Source organism: Nonomuraea bangladeshensis, assembly GCF_039529455.1.
GTDB lineage: Bacteria > Actinomycetota > Actinomycetes > Streptosporangiales > Streptosporangiaceae > Nonomuraea > Nonomuraea bangladeshensis.
Map to the genome: position 1 here is coordinate 53,107 of NZ_BAAAMV010000017.1, position 18,856 is coordinate 71,962.

14 protein-coding genes and 3 tRNA genes are annotated in these 18,856 nt (G+C 71.6%); 8 read left to right on the plus strand and 9 right to left on the minus strand.

From position 1 onward, the window contains the following. Positions 1-42 precede the first annotated feature (42 nt). Positions 43-2,550 carry a DEAD/DEAH box helicase gene (locus ABD292_RS43315; RefSeq protein ID WP_344218380.1) on the plus strand — a complete coding sequence of 836 codons (2,508 nt, stop codon included), beginning with the start codon at positions 43-45 and terminating at the stop codon, positions 2,548-2,550. 142 nt (positions 2,551-2,692) lie between these two features. Then, on the plus strand, positions 2,693-3,187 hold the full coding sequence (locus tag ABD292_RS43320) for a DUF2087 domain-containing protein (protein WP_344218209.1): 495 nt from the start codon (positions 2,693-2,695) through the stop codon (positions 3,185-3,187). Here ABD292_RS43320 and ABD292_RS43325 read toward each other — a convergent pair. The 7 genes from ABD292_RS43325 to ABD292_RS43355 are packed head-to-tail and all read right to left on the minus strand — an operon-like array spanning position 3,172 to position 12,632. After that, entirely contained in the window at positions 3,172-4,779 is a 1,608-nt protein-coding gene (locus ABD292_RS43325; protein ID WP_344218211.1) for a beta-N-acetylhexosaminidase, read from the minus strand. The two genes, ABD292_RS43320 and ABD292_RS43325, sit on opposite strands and share 16 nt — an antisense overlap. 14 nt (positions 4,780-4,793) lie before the next feature. Further along, positions 4,794-6,734: an NPCBM/NEW2 domain-containing protein gene (locus tag ABD292_RS43330; RefSeq protein ID WP_344218213.1), complete on the minus strand. Its 1,941-nt coding sequence runs from the start codon at positions 6,732-6,734 to the stop codon at positions 4,794-4,796. 12 nt (positions 6,735-6,746) lie between these two features. Further along, positions 6,747-8,291 carry an alkaline phosphatase D family protein gene (locus ABD292_RS43335; RefSeq protein WP_344218215.1) on the minus strand — a complete coding sequence of 515 codons (1,545 nt, stop codon included), beginning with the start codon at positions 8,289-8,291 and terminating at the stop codon, positions 6,747-6,749. A gap of 9 nt (positions 8,292-8,300) precedes the next feature. Beyond that, entirely contained in the window at positions 8,301-9,599 is a 1,299-nt protein-coding gene (locus ABD292_RS43340; RefSeq protein ID WP_344218217.1) for an ABC transporter substrate-binding protein, read from the minus strand. A gap of 25 nt (positions 9,600-9,624) precedes the next feature. Then, positions 9,625-10,434, minus strand: a complete 810-nt coding sequence (locus ABD292_RS43345; protein WP_344218219.1) for a carbohydrate ABC transporter permease — start codon at positions 10,432-10,434, stop codon at positions 9,625-9,627. A gap of 6 nt (positions 10,435-10,440) precedes the next feature. Next, entirely contained in the window at positions 10,441-11,322 is an 882-nt protein-coding gene (locus tag ABD292_RS43350; RefSeq protein ID WP_344218221.1) for a carbohydrate ABC transporter permease, read from the minus strand. Continuing rightward, a complete protein-coding gene (locus tag ABD292_RS43355; RefSeq protein ID WP_344218223.1) occupies positions 11,319-12,632 on the minus strand; it encodes a glycoside hydrolase family 36 protein in 1,314 nt (437 codons plus the stop codon). Before ABD292_RS43355 ends, ABD292_RS43350 begins: the two co-directional genes overlap by 4 nt. 128 nt (positions 12,633-12,760) lie before the next feature. Here ABD292_RS43355 and ABD292_RS43360 point away from each other — a divergent pair, with 128 nt between their 5' ends. Next, positions 12,761-13,915, plus strand: a complete 1,155-nt coding sequence (locus ABD292_RS43360) for an ROK family transcriptional regulator (RefSeq protein WP_344218225.1) — start codon at positions 12,761-12,763, stop codon at positions 13,913-13,915. A 13-nt stretch (positions 13,916-13,928) separates the two neighbouring features. Here ABD292_RS43360 and dusB read toward each other — a convergent pair whose 3' ends face one another. Continuing rightward, entirely contained in the window at positions 13,929-15,038 is a 1,110-nt protein-coding gene (gene dusB, locus ABD292_RS43365; RefSeq protein WP_344218227.1) for a tRNA dihydrouridine synthase DusB, read from the minus strand. A gap of 81 nt (positions 15,039-15,119) precedes the next feature. On the opposite strand from dusB, the gene ABD292_RS43370 reads away from it, so the two are divergent. The 5 genes from ABD292_RS43370 (at position 15,120) to ABD292_RS43390 (ending at position 17,209) form a co-directional block, all read left to right on the plus strand. Then, the gene (locus tag ABD292_RS43370; protein WP_344218229.1) at positions 15,120-15,755 is read left to right on the plus strand and encodes an ACT domain-containing protein; all 636 of its coding nucleotides are present in this window, start codon (positions 15,120-15,122) and stop codon (positions 15,753-15,755) included. A gap of 42 nt (positions 15,756-15,797) precedes the next feature. Further along, positions 15,798-15,869: transfer RNA gene (locus ABD292_RS43375), tRNA-Gly, on the plus strand. Between the two features lie 19 nt (positions 15,870-15,888). Further along, positions 15,889-15,959, plus strand: a tRNA-Cys gene (locus ABD292_RS43380). A 5-nt stretch (positions 15,960-15,964) separates the two neighbouring features. Beyond that, positions 15,965-16,039: transfer RNA gene (locus ABD292_RS43385), tRNA-Val, on the plus strand. Positions 16,040-16,180: 141 nt separating this feature from the next. Continuing rightward, positions 16,181-17,209, plus strand: a complete 1,029-nt coding sequence (locus ABD292_RS43390; RefSeq protein ID WP_344218231.1) for a LacI family DNA-binding transcriptional regulator — start codon at positions 16,181-16,183, stop codon at positions 17,207-17,209. Here the strand turns inward: ABD292_RS43390 and arfA are convergent. Further along, the gene (gene arfA / locus ABD292_RS43395) at positions 17,196-18,686 is read right to left on the minus strand and encodes an arabinosylfuranosidase ArfA (protein WP_344218233.1); all 1,491 of its coding nucleotides are present in this window, start codon (positions 18,684-18,686) and stop codon (positions 17,196-17,198) included. The two genes, ABD292_RS43390 and arfA, sit on opposite strands and share 14 nt — an antisense overlap. Positions 18,687-18,856: the final 170 nt, after the last annotated feature.

Consider the following 18,856-nt stretch of genomic DNA (forward strand, 5'->3'; position numbering starts at 1 on the left):
GATGGCGGGGGGCGGTTCGAGCACCGGGCAAACTTCGGCAGGATAGATGCTGTGAGCCTACTCGTGGACCGCCTGCCAGAAGAGATCGACGCCGAGCCGGACGCCATCTTCGACGCGTTCGCCGCCTGGAACACCGAACGTGGGCTCACCCTCTATCCGGCCCAGGAAGAGGCGCTCATCGAGGTCGTCTCGGGCAGCAACCTCATCCTGGCCACGCCGACGGGCTCGGGCAAGTCGCTCGTGGCCGCCGGGGCCCACTTCACGGCCCTGACCCGCGACCAGCGCACCTTCTACACCGCGCCGATCAAGGCGCTGGTGTCGGAGAAGTTCTTCGACCTGTGCGCCGTCTTCGGCACCGAGAACGTCGGCATGATGACCGGCGACGCCAGCGTCAACCCGGGCGCCCCGATCATCTGCTGCACCGCCGAGATCCTGGCCAACGTGGCGCTGCGCGACGGCGCTCAGGCCGACATCGGCCAGGTCGTCATGGACGAGTTCCACTTCTACGCCGAGCCCGACCGCGGCTGGGCCTGGCAGGTGCCGCTGCTGGAGCTGCCGCACGTGCAGTTCGTGCTGATGTCGGCGACGCTCGGTGACGTCACGATGTTCGAGCGCGACCTCACCCGGCGCACCGGCCGGCCGACGGCCGTGGTCAAGCACGCCGAGCGGCCGGTCCCGCTGATCTACTCCTACCGGATGACGCCGCTGCACGAGACGCTGGAGGAGATGCTCTCGACCGGCCAGGCGCCGGTCTACGTCGTGCACTTCACGCAGGCCGCGGCCATGGAGCGGGCGCAGTCGCTGATGTCGATCAACATGGCGACGAAGGCCGAGAAAGAGGCCATCGCCGCGATGATCGGCGGCTTCCGCTTCACCACCCGCTTCGGCCGGGCGCTGTCGCGGCTGGTGCGCCACGGCATCGGCGTGCACCACGCGGGCATGCTGCCGAAATACCGCCGCCTGGTCGAGCGCCTGGCGCAGGCGGGCCTGCTCAAGGTCATCTGCGGCACCGACACGCTCGGCGTCGGCGTCAACGTCCCGATCCGCACGGTGCTGTTCACCGCGCTGTCGAAGTACGACGGCAACAAGGTCCGCAGGCTGCGCGCCCGCGAGTTCCACCAGATCGCCGGCCGCGCCGGCCGGGCGGGCTTCGACACCATCGGCTACGTCGCCTGCCAGGCCCCCGAGCACGAGATCGACAACGCCCGCGCGCTCGCCAAGATCGGCGACGATCCCAAGCGGCGGCGCGGCTACGCCCGCAAGAAGCCGCCGGAGGGCTTCGTCGGCTGGAGCGAGGAGACCTTCCAGAAGCTGCAGGAGGCCGAGCCCGAGCCGCTCCAGTCGCGTTTCAAGGTCACCAACGCGATGCTGCTGGCCGTCATCAACCGGCCGGGCGACTGCTTCCAGGCGATGAAGCACCTGCTGACCGACAACCACGAGGACCGCAAGTGGCAGCGCCGGCACATCAGCCAGGCCATCGCCATCTACCGCTCGCTGCTCGCGGGCGGCATCGTCGAGCAGTTCGCCGAGCCGGACGAGCAGGGCCGCCGGGCCCGGCTCACCATCGAGCTGCAGGAGGACTTCGCGCTCAACCAGGCGCTGTCGACGTTCGCGCTGGCGGCCTTCGACCTGCTGGACCGCGAGTCGCCGTCGTACGCGCTGGACCTGGTCTCGATCGTCGAGTCGATCCTCGACGACCCGCGCCAGATCCTGTCGGCGCAGCTCAAGAAGGCGAAGGGCGAGGCCGTCGCGCAGATGAAGGCCGACGGCATCGAGTACGAAGAGCGCATGGAGCGCCTCACCGAGGTCATGTACCCGATGCCGCTGGAGGACCTGCTGCTCGGCGCGTACGAGACCTACCGGCGCGGCCATCCGTGGGTCGCCGACCACACGGTGAGCCCGAAGTCGGTGGTGCGCGACATGTTCGAGCGCGCGATGACCTTCGGCGACTACATCCAGTTCTACGAGCTGTCCCGCTCCGAGGGCACGGTGCTGCGTTACCTCGCCGACGCCTACCGCACGCTGTCGCGCACGGTGCCCGAGCACCTCAAGACCGACGACCTGGTCGACCTCATCGAGTGGCTGGGCGAGCTGGTCCGGCAGGTCGACTCCTCGCTCATCGACGAGTGGGAGAAGCTGGCCAACCCGGCCGAGGCGCTGGAGCGGCAGCAGGAGCTGGAGGCGCGGGTGCGGCCGGTCACCGGCAACCCGAGGGCCTTCAGGGTGCTGGTCCGCAACGCCATGTTCCGGCTGGTCGAGCTGTGCGCGCTGGAGAAGGAGGAGGAGCTGGCGGAGCTGGCTCCCGACGTCGACTGGGGCGCGGCGCTGGACGCCTACTACGCCGACCACGAGGAGATCGGCACCGACGCCGACGCGCGCGGGCCCGCGCTGCTGCGCATCGAGGAGGAGCAGGGGCTCTGGAAGGTGCGCCAGACGATCAAGGATCCGGCGGGCGACGGCGACTGGGGCATCGACGCCCAGGTGGACCTCGCCGCCTCCGACGAGGAGGGCCGGGCCGTGCTGCACGTGCAGGGGCTCAACCGGCTGTAGGGAGATGACAAGCCGTGTGCCGGAACGGACTGGCAAGGGCGTCCCGGCACACGCCTGTCGATTCAGTGTCTGACGGAGGACGTAGGGGTCGTGTCATGACACTGTCTTAAGATCGTGACATTCCACCCGACACAATGATCAGATGAGTGACGAAGAGATCAGACGCGTCCTCGGGCTGCTCTCCCAGGACGACACCTTGCGCGCCTTCGCCTCCCTGGTGCTCGGCGAGAGCGACGGGCTGCCGCCGAAGACGCTGCACAGGCTGGAGGCGGGCGGGCTGGCCGCGCGCGACGAGAGCGGGAAGTGGCGGGCGGCGCCCGAGCGGTTCAGGGAGCTGCTGCGGGACCGGGCCGCGCCCGCCGAGGCGCTGAGCGACGAGGAGCGGGTGCTGCGCACGTTCCTGGTCGACGGGCGGCTGACGACCCTGGCGATGCGCCGCGACAAGAGGCTGGTCGTGCTGCGGTACATCGCCATGGTCTTCGAGCCGGGCAGGCGTTACACGGAGAAGGACGTCAACGTCGCGCTGCGGGCCTTCCACGACGACTACGCGGCCCTGCGCCGCTACCTGGTGGACGAGGGGCTGCTGTCGCGGGAGGACAACGTCTACTGGCGCAGCGGCGGTCACGTCGAGATCTGAGGCAGATTCGCGGTCCACGCGGCGAGCTTGGCCCGCCACCGCTCGGCGTCCTCGGGGCGGCCGGGCACGCCGGGCCGCCGCTGCCAGGGCAACGGCCCGTCCGCCCGCCGGTACTCCACGCCGATCGCGTCCAGCCGCGGCAGGTGGGCGGCCAGCCGTTCACTGAAGTCGGCGAGGTCGCGCCCCTCCGGGCTCCACACGGTCTCGGCGAAGGCCGCGAGCCGCGGGAAGGCCATGTAGTCCACGCGGCGGGCGGAGTCGATCAGCTCGGTCCACACCCCGCACTGCGCGCCGAGCACGCGGTCGGCGGCGGGCCGGCCGCGCAGCGCCTCGGGCACGGGCTCGAAGGCGTAGACGTCCTCCAGCGTCAGCACGGGGCCGAACGGGGCCGGCTCCTCCTCCCCCTCCGCCTGCCGGTAGTCCAGGTAGAGGCTGGTGTTGGCGCAGTTGACGACGTCGTGGCCGCGTTCGGCGGCGATCACCGCGCCGAGGTCGCCCCGCCAGGACGCGACCACCGCGCCGGAGGGCGGTCCGCCCTCCAGGATCTCGTCCCAGCCGACCAGGCGGCGGCCGCGGGCGCTCAGCCACTCGTCGAAGCGGTGGACGATCCAGCTCTGCAGCTCCTCCTCGTCGCGCAGCCCCAGCTCCTCCATGCGGCGGCGGGCCGACGGGCTCTCCCGCCACTGGTCCTTGCGGCACTCGTCGCCGCCGATGGACACGTACGGGCCGGGGAACAGCTCCAGCACCTCCTCCAGCACCTCCTGGAAGAAGGCGATGGTGGACTCCTCGGCGTTGAGCACGTTCACGCCGACGCCCCAGGTGGTGCGCACCTCCAGCGGCGTGCCGAGGTTGCCCAGCTCCGGGTAGGCGGCGATGGCGGCCTGGGTGTGGCCGGGCAGGTCGATCTCGGGGACGACCATGATGTGCCGCCGGGCGGCGTAGGCGACGATCTCCCTGATGTCGTCCTGGGTGTAGTAGCCGCCGTGCGGGCGGCCGTCCATGGCGCCGTTCCAGCCGCTCTGGCTCTCCCTGCGCCAGGAGCCGGTCTCGGTGAGCCGGGGGTGGCGGCGGATCTCGACGCGCCAGCCCTGGTCGTCGGTGAGGTGCAGGTGGAGCACGTTCAGCTTGTGCAGGGCCAGCAGGTCGATGAAGCGCAGCACCTCGTGCTTGGTCATGAAGTGCCGGGCGACGTCCAGCAGGCAGCCGCGCCAGGCGAAGCGGGGGGCGTCCTCGACGTACGCGCCGGGCGCCTCGAAGGGACCGGCGGCGGCCCGGCGGAAGACGGCGGGCGGCAGGAGCTGCCGGAAGGTCTGCGCCCCGTAGAAGGCCCCGGCGGGGCCGCCCGCCACGATCTCGGCCTCACCCGGGCCGACGGTCAGCCGGTAGCCCTCCGCCGGCAGGTCGCCGAGGCCGAGCCTGATCGTTCCCGAGCCCGGCCCCGGCAGCAGCTCGCCGCCCGTGACGGGGGCGAGCTCGCCGCGCAGCCAGGCGGCCGGCCCGGACAGCGCCGGATCGGCGGTGAGCGAGGTCCGGCCGTCGAGGATGAACGGGCCCGGCCTGGGCTCGTACGTGACGGGCTTGGGAACGATCATGAACAGCTGACTCCCTACTCGCAGGTGATGACGGCGTCGGCGAAGTCGACGTGGTCGGAGGTGGCGTTGTCGCCGCCGTTGGTCGCGACCAGCCGGACGTGGCGGGCGCCGGTGACGTCCGCGGTGACCGCGCGGGCCGGCATGGCGCCGGTCAGCAGGCCGGAAGAGGCGACCCGGCCGCCGTCGGCCCAGACCTCGAACCCGGCGGAGCCGGCCGCGCCCACCTCGTCGTCGATCCCGGCCTGGAACGAGACGGACGTGCAGCGCCCGCCGGCGTAGAACTCGATGTCGGCGGGCGCGTGCGCGCCGAGGCCCTTGGCGAAGCGCACGCCCTCGATGGTGAGCGGGCGGCCGTCGCCCGCGGCGCGCTCGCCGTTGCTCATGTCCTTCTCGACCGGCCCGAAGTGGTTGGCCGCCCGGGTCCAGGTGAGGTCGCTGAGATAGCTGCGGCCCGCGCCGGGGCCGGTGGCGACGGCCACGACGGCGGTCGCGCGCTGCCCGGCCGCCTCGAAGGCCAGCTCGTACGTGCCCGGCGCGGTCCCCTCCGGCGGGGTGACCGCCCAGGTGACGGCGAAGGCGTCGCCGCCGTCGAGCCGGCCGGTCCTGACCGGGGTGCGGGCGGCGACCTTCCAGCCCTGCGGCCCGGAGGCGGTCACCTCGACGTCGCGCAGCCGCGCGGTGGCCCCGGTGTTGGTGACGCGGGTGACGATCTCGCCCGTCCTGCCGGGCTCCAGCGTGGTGGGCCGGTCCTCGCCGAGGACCTTCGCCGGGTCCGCCTCGAACGTCACCAGCGGCGGCGCGGGATCGTTGCGCGCGCTGACCCGGTAGAGCAGCGCGGCGTGCGCGGGCACCTGGGCCGACAGCGCGCCCGTCGTGGTCGCGACCGCGCCGGTCCACAGCTCCTCGACGCGGAAGCGGCCGGAGCCGAGCGACCAGGAGATCGTGGCGGCCCGGTCGCTCTCGTTGAACAACGCCACCGCCCGGTCGCCGCCCGCGAGCGGCTTGGCCAGCACGTGGTACCAGCCGTCGCTCTTGACGAGCCGGCCGTGCGCGCCCAGCTCGTCCTGGTCCACGGCGATCACCTCGGGGTCGGCGACGATCGCGGGCGGCGCGGCGGCCGGGTCGGCCTGGAGGACGAGCGGGGCCGCGCCCATGGCCCAGAGCGTGAACTGGGCGCGGTACTCGGTGTCGGTCATGCCGCCGCGGCCGGCCTGGATGAGGTCGGGGTCGGCGTAGCTGCCGCCGCCCGCGTACTCGGCCCTGAGCTGGTTGGTCTCCCAGATGTCGACCATGTTCGGGTAGGCGTCCGGGATGGGGCGGTTGTAGACGTTGGTGCGCCAGGTGGTGGCCTTGGCCTCCTTGCCCCACAGCCACGGGACGGTGCTGCCGTCCTCGTTGTTCATGGCGAACACGACGCCGTCGCCCAGGGCCTCGCGCATGCGCGGGTAGAGGGTCTGGGCGATCTGCTGGACGTTCTGGCCGGGGAAGTCGGCGGTGGGAATGTTGCACCAGGCGTACGTGACGTGGTCCACCCCCCACTCCTTGAGCCTGGCCGCGTCGGCGGCCTCGCTCTTGTACGAGCCGGGGCCCCCGCCGGCGCACGCCTTGGTGCCCGCCGACAGGGAGAGGCCCAGCTTCAGCCCCTTGGCGTGCAGGCCGTCGGCCAGGGCCGCGATGCCGCCGGGGAAGCGGGCCGGGTCGGGGACGAGGGCGCCGCCGGACCGCTGCGGGGCGAGCCAGCAGTCGTCGATGATGACGTACCGGTAGCCGAGCGGGGCGAGCGGCGCGAGGGCGTCGGCCGCCTTGAGCACCGCCGCCTCGGTGACCGCGCAGCCGAGCGTCCGGCTGCTCCAGCCCATCGGCGGGCGTACCACGTCGGCTGCGCCGGCGGACGATAACGGGACGAGGGGCAGGGCGAGGAGGGCCGCCGCGGCGACGGCCGTGAAGGTGCGCATGGGAGGTTCCTGTCAGGCGGGGTTGAGCTGGGGGCGGCCCGGCTCGATGACGAAGGAGCCGGAGGTGTAGGCCGGGGCGTAGGGCTCGGTGACCCGGGACAGGGAACGGAAGTCGACCTTCATCTCCTGCTGGGTGATCCGGGTGCGGACGTAGCCGCGGCGGCCGTTGAAGAACTTCACGTGCGGGTTCTCCGCCAGCAGGTTCTGCGTGTCGGGGTACTCGTCCAGGCCGTTGCCCGCGCTGGTGACCGAGGTGGTGACCAGCTCGACGGCGACGGACTTCGACTCGGGGTCGGCGTAGTCACGCTTGACCTCGCCCGCCCAGTGGGAGTGCACGTCGCCGGTGAGGACGACGGCGTTGCGCCGGTAGGCGTCGATGGCGGCGGTCAGCCGGTTGCGGGAGGCGACGTAGCCGTCCCAGCCCTCGTTGGAGTAGCCCTTGCCCGCGCCGTTCGTCCAGTCCATCTCCATGAAGAAGACCTGCTGGCCGAGCAGGTCCCAGGTGGCGCGCGAGCCCTTGAGCCGCGCGTCGAGCCACGCCTCCTGCTCCTGGCCGAGCATGGTCCTGTTGGGCTCGAACCGCTCCAGGCAGTCGGCGCCGACGGTGCCGCTCCTGCCGGTGCAGGCGTACAGGTCGCGGTACTGCCGGGTGTCGAGCAGGTGCAGGTTGGCCACCTCGCCCCAGCGGATGCTGCGGTGCAGGCGCAGCGAGGACCCGTCAGGCTTCTGGGCGCGGCGCAGCGGCATGTTCTCGTAGTACGCCTGGAAGGCGTCGGCCCGGCGCTTCATGAACGGCGGGTCCGGCTGCTCGGGCACGTCGCCGGCCCAGGCGTTCTCGATGTCGTGGTCGTCCCACACCACGACCCAGGGCGCGATGGCGTGGGCGAGCTGCGACTCGGGGTCGGCCTTGTGCTGGGCGTGGCGCAGCCGGTAGCCGGCCAGGTCGAGGCATTCGCCGCCGGCCTGGTCGCGTACGGGGTACTTGTAGTCGCCGTACTCGTAGATGTAGTCGCCGAGGAAGGCGATGAGGTCGGGCTGGTCCTCGGCCATCCGCCGGTACGGCGTGAACCAGCCGGCCTGGTAGTCGGCGCACGAGGTGAACGACAGGTTGAGCGCGCGGCTCCGGCTGCCGGCGGCGGGGGCGGTCAGCGTGCGGCCGGCCGGGCTGATCTCGCCCTCGGCGCGGAAGCGGTAGAAGTACTCCGCGCCGGGGTCGAGGCCGTCGAGCTCGACGTGCACGCTGTGGGCCGCCTCGGGGCGGGCGACCTCGGTGCCGCGGCGCACGACGCGGCGGAAGCCCTCGTCCTTGGCCAGCTCCCACTGGACGGGCACGGCCCGGTTCGGCATACCGCCGAGCCCGTCGAGCGCCACCGGGTCCATGGCGAGGCGCGTCCACAGGACCACGCCGTCGGAGGCGGGCTCGCCGGAGGCGATCCCGAGCTGGAAGGGGTCGGAGAGAGGGGCGCGGCGGGCCGCCGCGCGCACGGGTTGGACGCCCAGTGCGGCGGTCAGGCCCAGGCTCGCGCCCCCGGCGAACAGAGAACGCCGGGTGATCATGGGGGATCCTTACTTGACGGTGGCGTTGCCTTCTGCGACAGCCTGGTCGGCGGCCTCTTGCGGAGAGAGTTTTCCGAGGTACATCTCGTTGAAGAGCTGGTTAAGCTTCGTCTCGAAGCCGGTGAAGCCGGTCGTGATCGGCAGCGGGAAGGTGGTGCCGGCCGCCTCCTCGACGAACGGCGAGACGTCCACGTTCTTCGACTTCCAGTAGTCCACGTAGCCCTGCGACAGGCCGTCGAGCGCGGGGAAGGCGTAGCCCCCGTCGGCCATGATCTTCTGCGCCTCCGCCGTGCCGAGATACCGCGCCAGCTTCATGGCCTCCTCGGGGTGCTCGCTCTTGGCGTAGACGGCCTCGGCCAGGCCGTTGAGGTTGACCGCGCGCCCGGCCGGGCCCTCGGGCATGAGGGCGACGCCGACCTCGAACGTCGACTCGGGCGCCACGAACGGCAGCAGCGCGTTGTTGGCGGGGAACATCGCGACCTCGCCGGCCTTGAACATGTCGGTGACCTTGCCGGTGGGCGGGTTGGTCCGGGTCGCGGGCGGCGAGACGTGGTGCTTGTTGACCAGGTCCACGCCGAACTGCAGGGCCTGGACGGCGGCGGGCTCGTTGAAGGCGTACTTGCCGAAGGGCTGGTCGACGAGCTTGCCGCCGTTGGAGACGACCCAGTTCATCCACTGGGTCTGGTAGTGGTTCCAGGAGGCGAAGCCGTACGTCTTGACCTTGGCGGGGTCGAAGCCGGACTCGCCGGGGTGCTTGCCGGCCTCGTCCACGGTGAGCTTGCGCGCCGTGTCGAGCAGCGTGCCGCTGCCGTCGGCGGCCCAGGTGAGCTTGTCCGGCATCTCCACGCCCGCCTTGGCGAACAGGTCCTTGTTGTAGAGCAGGCCGACGACGCCCCAGTCCTTCGGCACGCCGTACAGCTTGTCCTTGTAGGTGAAGGAGCCGACGACGGTCTTGTGGTATTTCGCGGCGTCCACCTGCACGGGGGCGAGCACGCCCTTGGTGACGAACTCCGGGAACTGGGTGGGCGTCATCCAGAACACGTCCGGGGCGGTGCCGGCGACCGCGTCGGCGGTGAGCTTGGTCCAGTACTGGTCGTAGGGCAGGAGCTCGACGGTGACGTCGATGCCGGGATTGGCCTTCTCGAAGGCCGCCATGACCTGGTCGTAGCCGGCCTTCTGCTGCTCGTCCCAGAGCCGGTAGGTCAGGGTGACCTTGCCGGAGTCCCCTGAGGAGGAGCAGGCGGGCAGGACGAGCATGGCGGCGCCGAGCAGCGCCCCGGCCCAGCGAATCCGGGGGGTTGGCATCATTCGCTGACCTCTTCTGTTCGGGTTCTCATTTGAGGCCGGTGAGGACCACCGACCTGACGATGTGTTTCTGGAAGAAGATGAAGACGGCCACCATCGGCACCAGGGCGATCAGGCTGCCGGCCATCATGAGGTGGTAGTCGACGCCGATGCCGGACTTGAGCGTGGCGATGGCGACGGTGATCACGCGGGTGTCGTCGCCGCTGGTGATGATCAGCGGCCACAGGAAGCTGTTCCACGACGAGATGACGGTGATGATGGCGAGCGTGCCGAGCGCGGGCCGGCACAGCGGCAGCAGCACGCGCAGCAGGATCGTCAGCTGCCCGGCCCCGTCGATGCGGGCCGCCTCCTCCAGCCCGGCGGGCAGGCTCTTGAAGAACTGCCGCATCAGGAAGATCCCGTACGGCGTGCCGAGGATGTAGGGGGCGAGCAGGCCGTACCAGGTGTTGACCAGGCCCAGCTCCCGCATGATGAGGAAGAGCGGGATCATGGTGACGGCGCTCGGCACCATCATGGTGGCCACGTACAGCCAGAACAGCACGTCCCTGCCGCGGAAGCGCAGCCGGGCGAAGGCGTAGGCGGCGAACGTGGTGAACACCAGCTGCCCGGCCGTCATCAGCGCCGTCATCAGCGCCGTGTTGAGCACGTAGCGGGGAAAGTCGCCGGCCAGCATCGTGGCGAGGTTGCCCGCCGTCGGCGGCAGCCCCGGCAGCCACGGCTCGGTCGAGCTGAGCTGCGCCTGCGTCTTGAACGCGGTCAGCACCACCAGCAGGTACGGGAACACCGACACGAAAGCGCCGATCGTGAGCACGGCGTACAGGAGGACGCGCTTGGCCATGGCTCCTCAGCTCAGGTCGTAGGTGGTGCGCTTGCCGAAGAACCGGACCTGCGCCAGCGTCACCGCGAAGATGACCGCGAACAGCAGCGTCGACAGCGTGGCCGCGTAGCCGAAGTCGAACTCCTTGAACGCGGTCTGGAAGATGCGGAAGTTCAGCACCTCGGTGCTGTGGCTCGGCCCGCCGTCCGTCATCGCGTACACCGTGTCGAACACCTGGAAGGCGCCGATCAGGTTGGTGACCGTGACGAAGAACATCGTGGGGTTGAGCAGCGGCAGCGTCACCCGCCAGAAGCGCTCGCGCGGCCCCGCGCCGTCCACGGCGGCGGCGTCGTGCAGCTCGCGCGGGATGCCCTGCAGCCCCGCCAGGAAGAACAGCATGTTGTAGCCGGTGTGCTGCCAGACGCTGACCAGCGCGACGGCCGGCAGCGCCCAGGACGGGTCGGACAGCCAGTCGGGGCCGGTCACGCCGACGAGGGCCAGCGCGCTGTTCAAAGCGCCGTCGCGCGGATCGAAGATCCACTGCCAGACGAGGCCGAGGACGATCGGCGTCGCCATCCACGGCACCACGAACAGCGAGCGGTAGAGCCGCAGGCCCTTCACCCGACGGTCGAGCAGCACCGCCAGCGCGAGGGCGAGGACGGTCTGCAGCGGGATCGACAGCAGGACGTAGCCGACGGTGACGAGGAGGGAGTGCCAGGTGCCGCCGTCGGCGGCCAGGCGGCGGTAGTTGTCCAGGCCGGCGAACTCGGGTGCGGACAGCAGCTCCCAGTCGAACAGGCTCAGCACGAGCACGATGACCATCGGCAGCAGCAGGAACGCCACCACGCCGAAGAGGCTGGGCCCGATGAAGAGGTAGGCGTGCCAGCCGCCCCTGCGGCCTCGGCTCACGACGGTTCCGTCGCGGTGGGGACCAGCAGCCGCCGGGTCGTCTCCATGCCCCAGGCGTCCAGGGCGGCGATCGGGTCGCTGGAGCCGCGCAGCCCGCCGGTCGCGCCGACGTGCGCCGCCCACTCCTCCCGCGCCTCCATCTCGGGGCGGACGACGATGCAGTCCGGGTCGTTGACCCACCACCGGGCGTGCAGGAACTCCCGGGCCGCGCCGGTGAGGCGGGCGCCGAGCTGCGAGGGCTGGCTGATGTCCCCGGACCTCGGCCGCAGGGTGAGCGCGATGTCGGGGCTGACCCGCATGACGTCCACCAGGCCGATGCTGGGCAGCATCGGGGCGCCGCAGCCGTGCAGCGTGGCCTCCTCGCCGGCGCCCCGTCGGACGATCTCCAGGCCGCGCCGGTAGGCGGCGATCGGGTCGAGGTCCTCGTGGCGGCGGCCGGCGAGCGCGCCGGCGTACAGGTAGTCGAGCTTGAAGTGGGTGATCCCCATGCCGGCGAACGTGCGGAAGACGTTCGTCAGGTGCTCGGCGGCGTCCGGGTGGGTGACGTCGAGGACGGCGAGGTCCTGATCCCACATGCGGCCCGCGTACGCGCCGCCGACCAGCCACTCGGGGTGCTCCCGGTACAGGCGACTGTCGTGGCCGACCAGGAAGGGGGCGGTCCAGATGCCGGCGCGGCGGCCGGTGCCGGTGACGGCGTCCACGGCGCGGGCGAGCGAGCCGAAGCCGGGACGGGGGTCCAGCCAGTCGCCGATGCCGGCCTCGTAGCCGTCGTCGATGAGGAACATGTCGGCGGGCAGGCCGTGGCGGGTGGCCAGCTCCAGGTTCTCCAGGACGTCGGCCTCGACGACCTTGTCCCAGTAGCCGTACCAGGTGCACCACATGGGCGGGACGGCGGGGAAGGTGCGCGGCGCTGACGCGGCGTCGGCCATCGTCTCCGCCCACCGGCGCAGTGCCGTGCCGAGGTCGCCCTCGGCGCGGTGGTGGCGGGCCGAGGCGTCGGCCGAGATCACCAGGCGGCCGCCCTCCTCGCGGGCCCGGATCGAGGGCACCTCGTGGGGGCCGGCGGCGGACCACAGCTCCACGGAGCCCTCGCCCGTCTCGACGGCGAGCAGGCCCTCCCCCTGGAACGCGCGCTCGGGGACCGGCGTGCCGGGGCGGTAGCAGAGGATCTGTATCGTCCCGCTCGCGGGGCGGGGCGGGGTCTCGTCCAGGCGATAGGCGCCCGTGGGGCTCCACGACTGCCAGCCGTGCTCGAACACCCGGGCCGAGCCGGGGACGTACGCGACCTCGCCGATGTCAACGAACGACATCAGTCCTCTTTCCTGTCTACTTACGAAGGAGCGCTTCATTAGTAGCACGGGTGAGTCGCGCTCGTACACCCCCTCATCCCTGGCATAATGCGAGACATAAACAGGAGACCTACCTAAGGACACGGCGAATGGCGGACCTACGCGGCGGCGACCTGTCCCGGCTGCGCCAGCTCAACTCGCTGACCGCCATCCGCGCGCTGCGCCGGGCGGGCCCGCTCACCCTGTCGGCGCTCGCCGAGCGTACGGGCCTGTCGCGGCCGTCCATGAAGGAGGTCGCCGACGAGCTGATGGGGCTCGGCTGGGTGGAGGAGGTGCCGCCGAGCCCCGGCACGATGGGCCGGCCCGCCCGCCGCTACCGCTTCCGCGCCGACAGCGGCTACCTGGTGGGCGTCGACATAGGGGGTCACAACATCCGCGCCGCCCTGTCCGACCTGGACGGGGAGATCCTGGCCGAGACCCGGCAGCCGGTGCTGCCCGACGCCCCGCTGGAGGAGCGCCTCGCCGCGATCGAGCGGGCCGTCGAGGGGTGCCTGACGCTGAGCCGCACCTCCGTCTCCGACCTCTGGATGGTCGCCGTCGGCACCATCGGCGTCATCGACGTGGAGGGCCGGGTCATCTACTCGGCGGCCGTCCCCGCCTGGCGCGACCTCGACCTCGCGGGACGGCTGCGCGAGATGTTCCCCTGCCCGGTGCTCATCGAGAACGACAGCCGCCTGGCCGCCATGGCCGAGACCAGGCGCGGCGTGGCCCAGGGCGCCAGGGACGTGGTGTTCCTGCACGTCGGGCGGCGCATGGGCGCGGGCCTGGTGATCGACGGCAAGGTGCACCGGGGGTTCGGCGCGGCGGCCGGGGAGGTCGCGATGCTGCCCGAGTCCCGCTGGTTCGACGCGCCCGAGCATCTCAACACCTGCGCGTGCGTGCCCGAGGGCGTCGCGCCGGAGGACGCGGCCGGCCACACCCTCGCCGCCGCCCGCAACGGCGACCCGGTCGCGATGGAGTGCGTCGAGCGCTATGTCGACGACCTCGCCGTGGGCACCGCCGCCATGGTGCTCATCCTGGACCCGCAGATGGTGGTGCTCGGCGGCGGGTTCTCGCGCTCGTCCGACGTGCTCCTGGAGCCGCTGCGGCGGCGGCTGGAGACCCGCTGCATGCGGATGCCGGAGGTGCGGGCCTCGACGCTCGGGGACGAGTGCGTGGTGGTGGGCGCCATCGAGTACGCCGTCGCCCACCTCGACGACCAGCTCTTCCCCCCGGACCGCGGCCCGCTCCCGGTCGCCCGCTGACCTCCCCGCGGGCTCAGCCGCCGGACACCTCGGACTCGGCGTCCTGCGGCACCGCCACGTCCCACGGGTCGTCCAGCCAGCCGTCCGGCAGGAGCACCTTGTCCCGCTCGCCCGACTTGCCGCGCGGGGTGTCGGTGTGGGGCGGCCACGGCTGGTCGTGCTCCAGCTTGGCGAGGCCGGCCCGCAGCCCGTCGAGCGACTCGGCGGTGGCCAGCTCGCGCCGCAGTTCGGCGCCGACCGTGAAGCCCTTCAGGTACCAGCCGACGTGCTTGCGGAAGTCGGCGACGGCGTAGCGCTCGATGTCGAAGCAGCCGGCCAGCCCCTCGGCGTGCCGCATCATCATCCCGGCCACCTCGCCGAGCGTGGGGCGGACCCGCTCGGGGCTGCCGTTGAAGGCGTTCTCCAGGTCCTTGAACAACCACGGGCGGCCCAGGCAGCCGCGCCCCACCACCACGCCGTCGCAGCCGGTCTCGGCCACCATGCGCAGCGCGTCGTCGGCGCACCAGATGTCGCCGTTGCCCAGCACGGGGATCTCCGGCACGGCCTCCTTCAGCCGGGCGATGGCCGCCCAGTCGGCGACCCCGCCGTAGTGCTGCCGGGCCGTGCGGGCGTGCAGCGCGATCGCCGCGACGCCCTCCTCGGCCGCGATGCGCCCCGCGTCGAGGTAGGTCAGGTGGTCGTCGTCGATGCCCTTGCGCATCTTCATCGTCACGGGCAGCGCACCGGCGTTCGCGACCGCGGCCCGCAGGATGCGGCGCAGCAGGCCCCGTTTGTACGGCAGCGCCGACCCGCCCCCGCGCCTGGTCACCTTGGGCACCGGGCAGCCGAAGTTGAGATCGACGTGATCGGCGAGATCCTCCTCGGCGATCATGCGGACCGCCCGGCCCACGATGTCGGGGTCCACCCCGTAGAGCTGGATGCTCCGCGGCCGCTCGGAGTCGTCGAACCGGATCATCCGCATGGTCTTGGGGTTGCGCTCCACCAGCCCGCGCGTGGTGATCATCTCGCACACGAACAGCCCGGCGCCCTGCTCCCTGCACAGCACCCGGAACGGCGCGTTCGTGATGCCCGCCATCGGCGCCAGCACCACCGGCGGCCACACTCCGAGAGGCCCAATCTTCATCCGCCCAGTTGTAGCGCAGGTCAGCCTGTGACCGGTATTCGGCCGATAGGCTGTGATCGGCATCTCGGTGAGGGGGGATGGATGCTTCTTCGCGTACGCGTGCGGCTGCCCGACAAGCCGGGCTCCCTGGCGCAGGTCACCAAGGTCCTGGGTGCGGCGGGGGCCGACATCACCCAGGTGATCGTCCTCGACCGGGGCGAGGGCAGCGCACTCGACGACCTGACGATCTTCTGCCCGGAGAGCACGTCCCGCCAGGACCTCGTCACCAGCCTGGAGGGCGTCGAAGGCGTCGCCGTCGAGGCGATCTGGACCACCCGCGAGGCGCCCGGCACCTACCCGGAGCTGGAGATTCTCAAATACATCACCACGGCGGGCGACCGCGCGCTGACCACGCTCGTCGACTCGCTGCCGGTGCTGTTCAGCGCCGACTGGGCGGCCACGGCCGCGGCCGGCCGGGTGGTCTACGCGAGCTGGCGGGCCCCGCAGGAGCTCGACCTCCCGGCCGAGGCGCCGTCCCGCCCGGCCGCCACGACCCTGGCCGACGGGCTGCACATCATCCACGCCCCGCTGCCGCCGCTGGCGCTGACCCTCGTCCTGGCCCGCTCCGAGGGCCCGGCCTTCCACCGCATCGAGGTCCACCGCCTCACCCGCATCCTGGAGATCTTCCTCAGCCTGCCCGCGACCGAGCGGAGCGTGGCCCGGCAGCTCCGCAAGTAAGCATCAACGCCGAAAACCCGCTAGAGTTGTGAAAGCAGCAACGCGGAAGTGGCTCAGTGGTAGAGCATCACCTTGCCAAGGTGAGGGTCGCGGGTTCGAATCCCGTCTTCCGCTCGGAGTGGGATGTTGACGCGGTGGCGTGGCCGAGAGGCGAGGCAGCGGCCTGCAAAGCCGTCCACACGGGTTCAAATCCCGTCGCCACCTCACAAGGACGATTAGCTCAGCGGGAGAGCGCTTCCCTGACACGGAAGAGGTCACTGGTTCAATCCCAGTATCGTCCACCACCACCCCGCCGAGAGCCCCGGTCGCCCAGGCCGGGGCTTTTTCGCGTCCTCCGGCCCCTGCCCGTGCTGAACATCTGCCCTGAAATGATGCGCGCGTCTGCCCCTTTCGCCTGTTAGCGTTTACCTGGCAGGGGGTGAGCTGTGGTCAAAGCCAAGACGGGGCGGCCTGCGGTGCTCATGGACGTGGCCGTTCTCGCGGGGGTTTCCACGATGACCGTCTCGCGGGTGCTCAACGCGCCCGAGCGAGTCAGGGCCGAGACCAGGGAACGGGTGCTCGCCGCCGTCAAAGAGCTCGACTACCGGCCCAATCACGCCGCGCGCCAGCTCGTGACCGGGCGGTCCGGGGTGCTCGGCGTGGTCAGTATCGACACCACGCTCTACGGTCCCGCCTCCACGCTCTACAGCGTCGAGCAGGCCGCCAGGCACGCCGGCTACAACGTCAGCATCGCCAGCCTGAGCTCGCTGCACCGCACCTCCATCCGCGAGGGCGTCGAGCGGCTGCGCGCGCAGGCGGTGGACGGGGTGATCATCGTGGCGCCGCACGAGTCGGCCGCCGACGGGCTGCGTCACCTGCCGCCGGAGATGCCGGTGGTCGCGGTGGACGCCGGTGACGACATCCCCGTGCCGGTGGCCAAGGTCGACCAGCGCGCCGGGGCCATCAGGGCCACCCGCCACCTGCTCAGCCTCGGCCATCAGAGCGTCTGGCACGTCGGCGGCCCGGCCGACTGGCTCGACGCCAACGGCCGCATCCAGGGCTGGCGCGGGGTGCTGGAGGCCGCCGGGCGGCCGGTGCCCGACGTGCTGCGCGGTGACTGGAGCTCGCGCTCGGGATACCAGCTCGGCCGCCGGCTGGCCGCCGATCCCGAGGTCAGCGCGGTGTTCGTGGCCAACGACCAGATGGCGCTCGGGGTGCTGCGGGCGCTGCGCGAAGCGGGGCGGCGGGTGCCCGAGGACGTCAGCGTGGTCGGGTTCGACGACATCCCCGAGGCCGCGTACTTCTGGCCGCCGCTCACCACCGTCAGGCAGGACTTCGGCGAGGTGGGCCGGCACGCCTTCCACATGCTGCTCGACCGCATGGCGGGCACCGAGCCCGAGGCCCGGCGCCTGGTGGAGCCGGAGCTGGTCGTCCGCGAGAGCACCGGCGCCGCGCCGGGGCTCAACCGAGCCTGATGACGTTCCAGGAGACCGGGGGCAGCACCACGGTCTCCGGGTCGTGCCGCACGTCCGGGTTGGGTCGGGGCGCGACGCGGCCGGGGTCGTCGGCGGTGTTGCGGGCGTAGACGTCCGGGCCGCTCAGCGTGCTCGCCTCCACGACGCGCGCCCCGCCGAGGGCGCGGGCGTCGATGCGCAGCTCCATCGGCCGGTCGGTGGCGCGGTTGATGGCGAAGACGGTGGTGGAGCGCTCGTCGTGGGTGGCGACCGCGTGCAGCAGCGGCACCTGTCCGTACGCGGCCGTCTCGTAGCTCGGGCAGACCGGCTCCACGCGCAGCACGTCGCCGCTCGCGTACCTGCTGGCCTGGGCGAACGGGTGGAACGTGGTCTGCTTCCAGGCCCGCCCGCCCGGCTCGGTCATGATCGGGGCGATGACGTTGACCAGTTGCGCCAGCGACGCGGCGCGCACCCGGTCGCTGTGCCGCAGCAGCGTGATCAGCAGGCCGCCCACGGCGACCGCGTCGGCCAGGTGGTAGTGGTCCTCCAGCAGGCGCGGCGCGACCGGCCAGTCCGACGGGGGGTCGGCGTTCTGGAAGCGGGACAGGTACCACACGTTCCACTCGTCGAAGGAGATGTCGATCCGCTTGCGCGACTTCAGCTTCGCGCCGACGTGGTCGGCGGTGGCGGCCACCGAGCGGATGAAGAACTCCATGTCGGTGGCGCAGGCGAGGAAGCTGCCGAGGTCGCCGTCCTTCTCCTCGTAGTAGGCGTGGCAGGAGATGTAGTCGATGACGTCGTAGGTGTGGGCGAGCACCTCGGCCTCCCACGCGCCGAAGGTCGGCATCGACGAGCTGGAGCTGCCGCAGGCGACCAGTTCCAGCTTGGGGTCGATCATCCGCATGGCGCGGGCGGTCTCGGCGGCCAGCCGGCCGTACTCGGCGGCGGTCTTGTGGCCGGTCTGCCAGGGGCCGTCCATCTCGTTGCCCAGGCACCACATCCGTACGTCGTGCGGCTCCTTGGCCCCGCCCGCGATCCGCCGGTCGGAGAGCGCGGTGCCGGAGGGGTGGTTGCAGTACTCCAGCAGGTCCAGCGCGGCCTCGATGCCACGGGTGCCGAGGTTGACCGCCATCATCGGCTCCACCCCGGCCTTGCGGCACCAGCGGACGAACTCGTCCACCCCGACCTCGTTGGTCTCGGTGCTGTGCCAGGCCAGGTCGAGCCGGCGCGGCCGGAGCTCCTTCGGGCCGACGCCGTCCTCCCAGCGGTAGCCGGAGACGAAGTTGCCGCCGGGGTAGCGCACCGTGGAGACGCCGAGCTCGCGGGTCAGCTCCAGGACGTCGGCCCGGAAGCCGTCCTCGTCGGCGGTGGGATGGCCGGGTTCGTAGATGCCGGTGTAGACGCAGCGGCCCAGGTGTTCGACGAACGTGCCGAAGGTGCGCCGCTGGACCGGGGCCACGCGGAAGGCGGGATCGAGCGTGAGTGCGGCCTGGTGCACGAAGGGGGCTCCTCAGGTTTCGCGGGCGTTACGTCACGGAGGCATTGTTAGCGCTATCAGGGTGGCCGGTCAAGGGCTCGGAGCGAGCGGGCCCGGCCGTGGAAAACGGTTGCTACATGGGCCTTGACACGCTTTGTTGTTACCGCTAACACTCGGGTAACTCCGCCGTA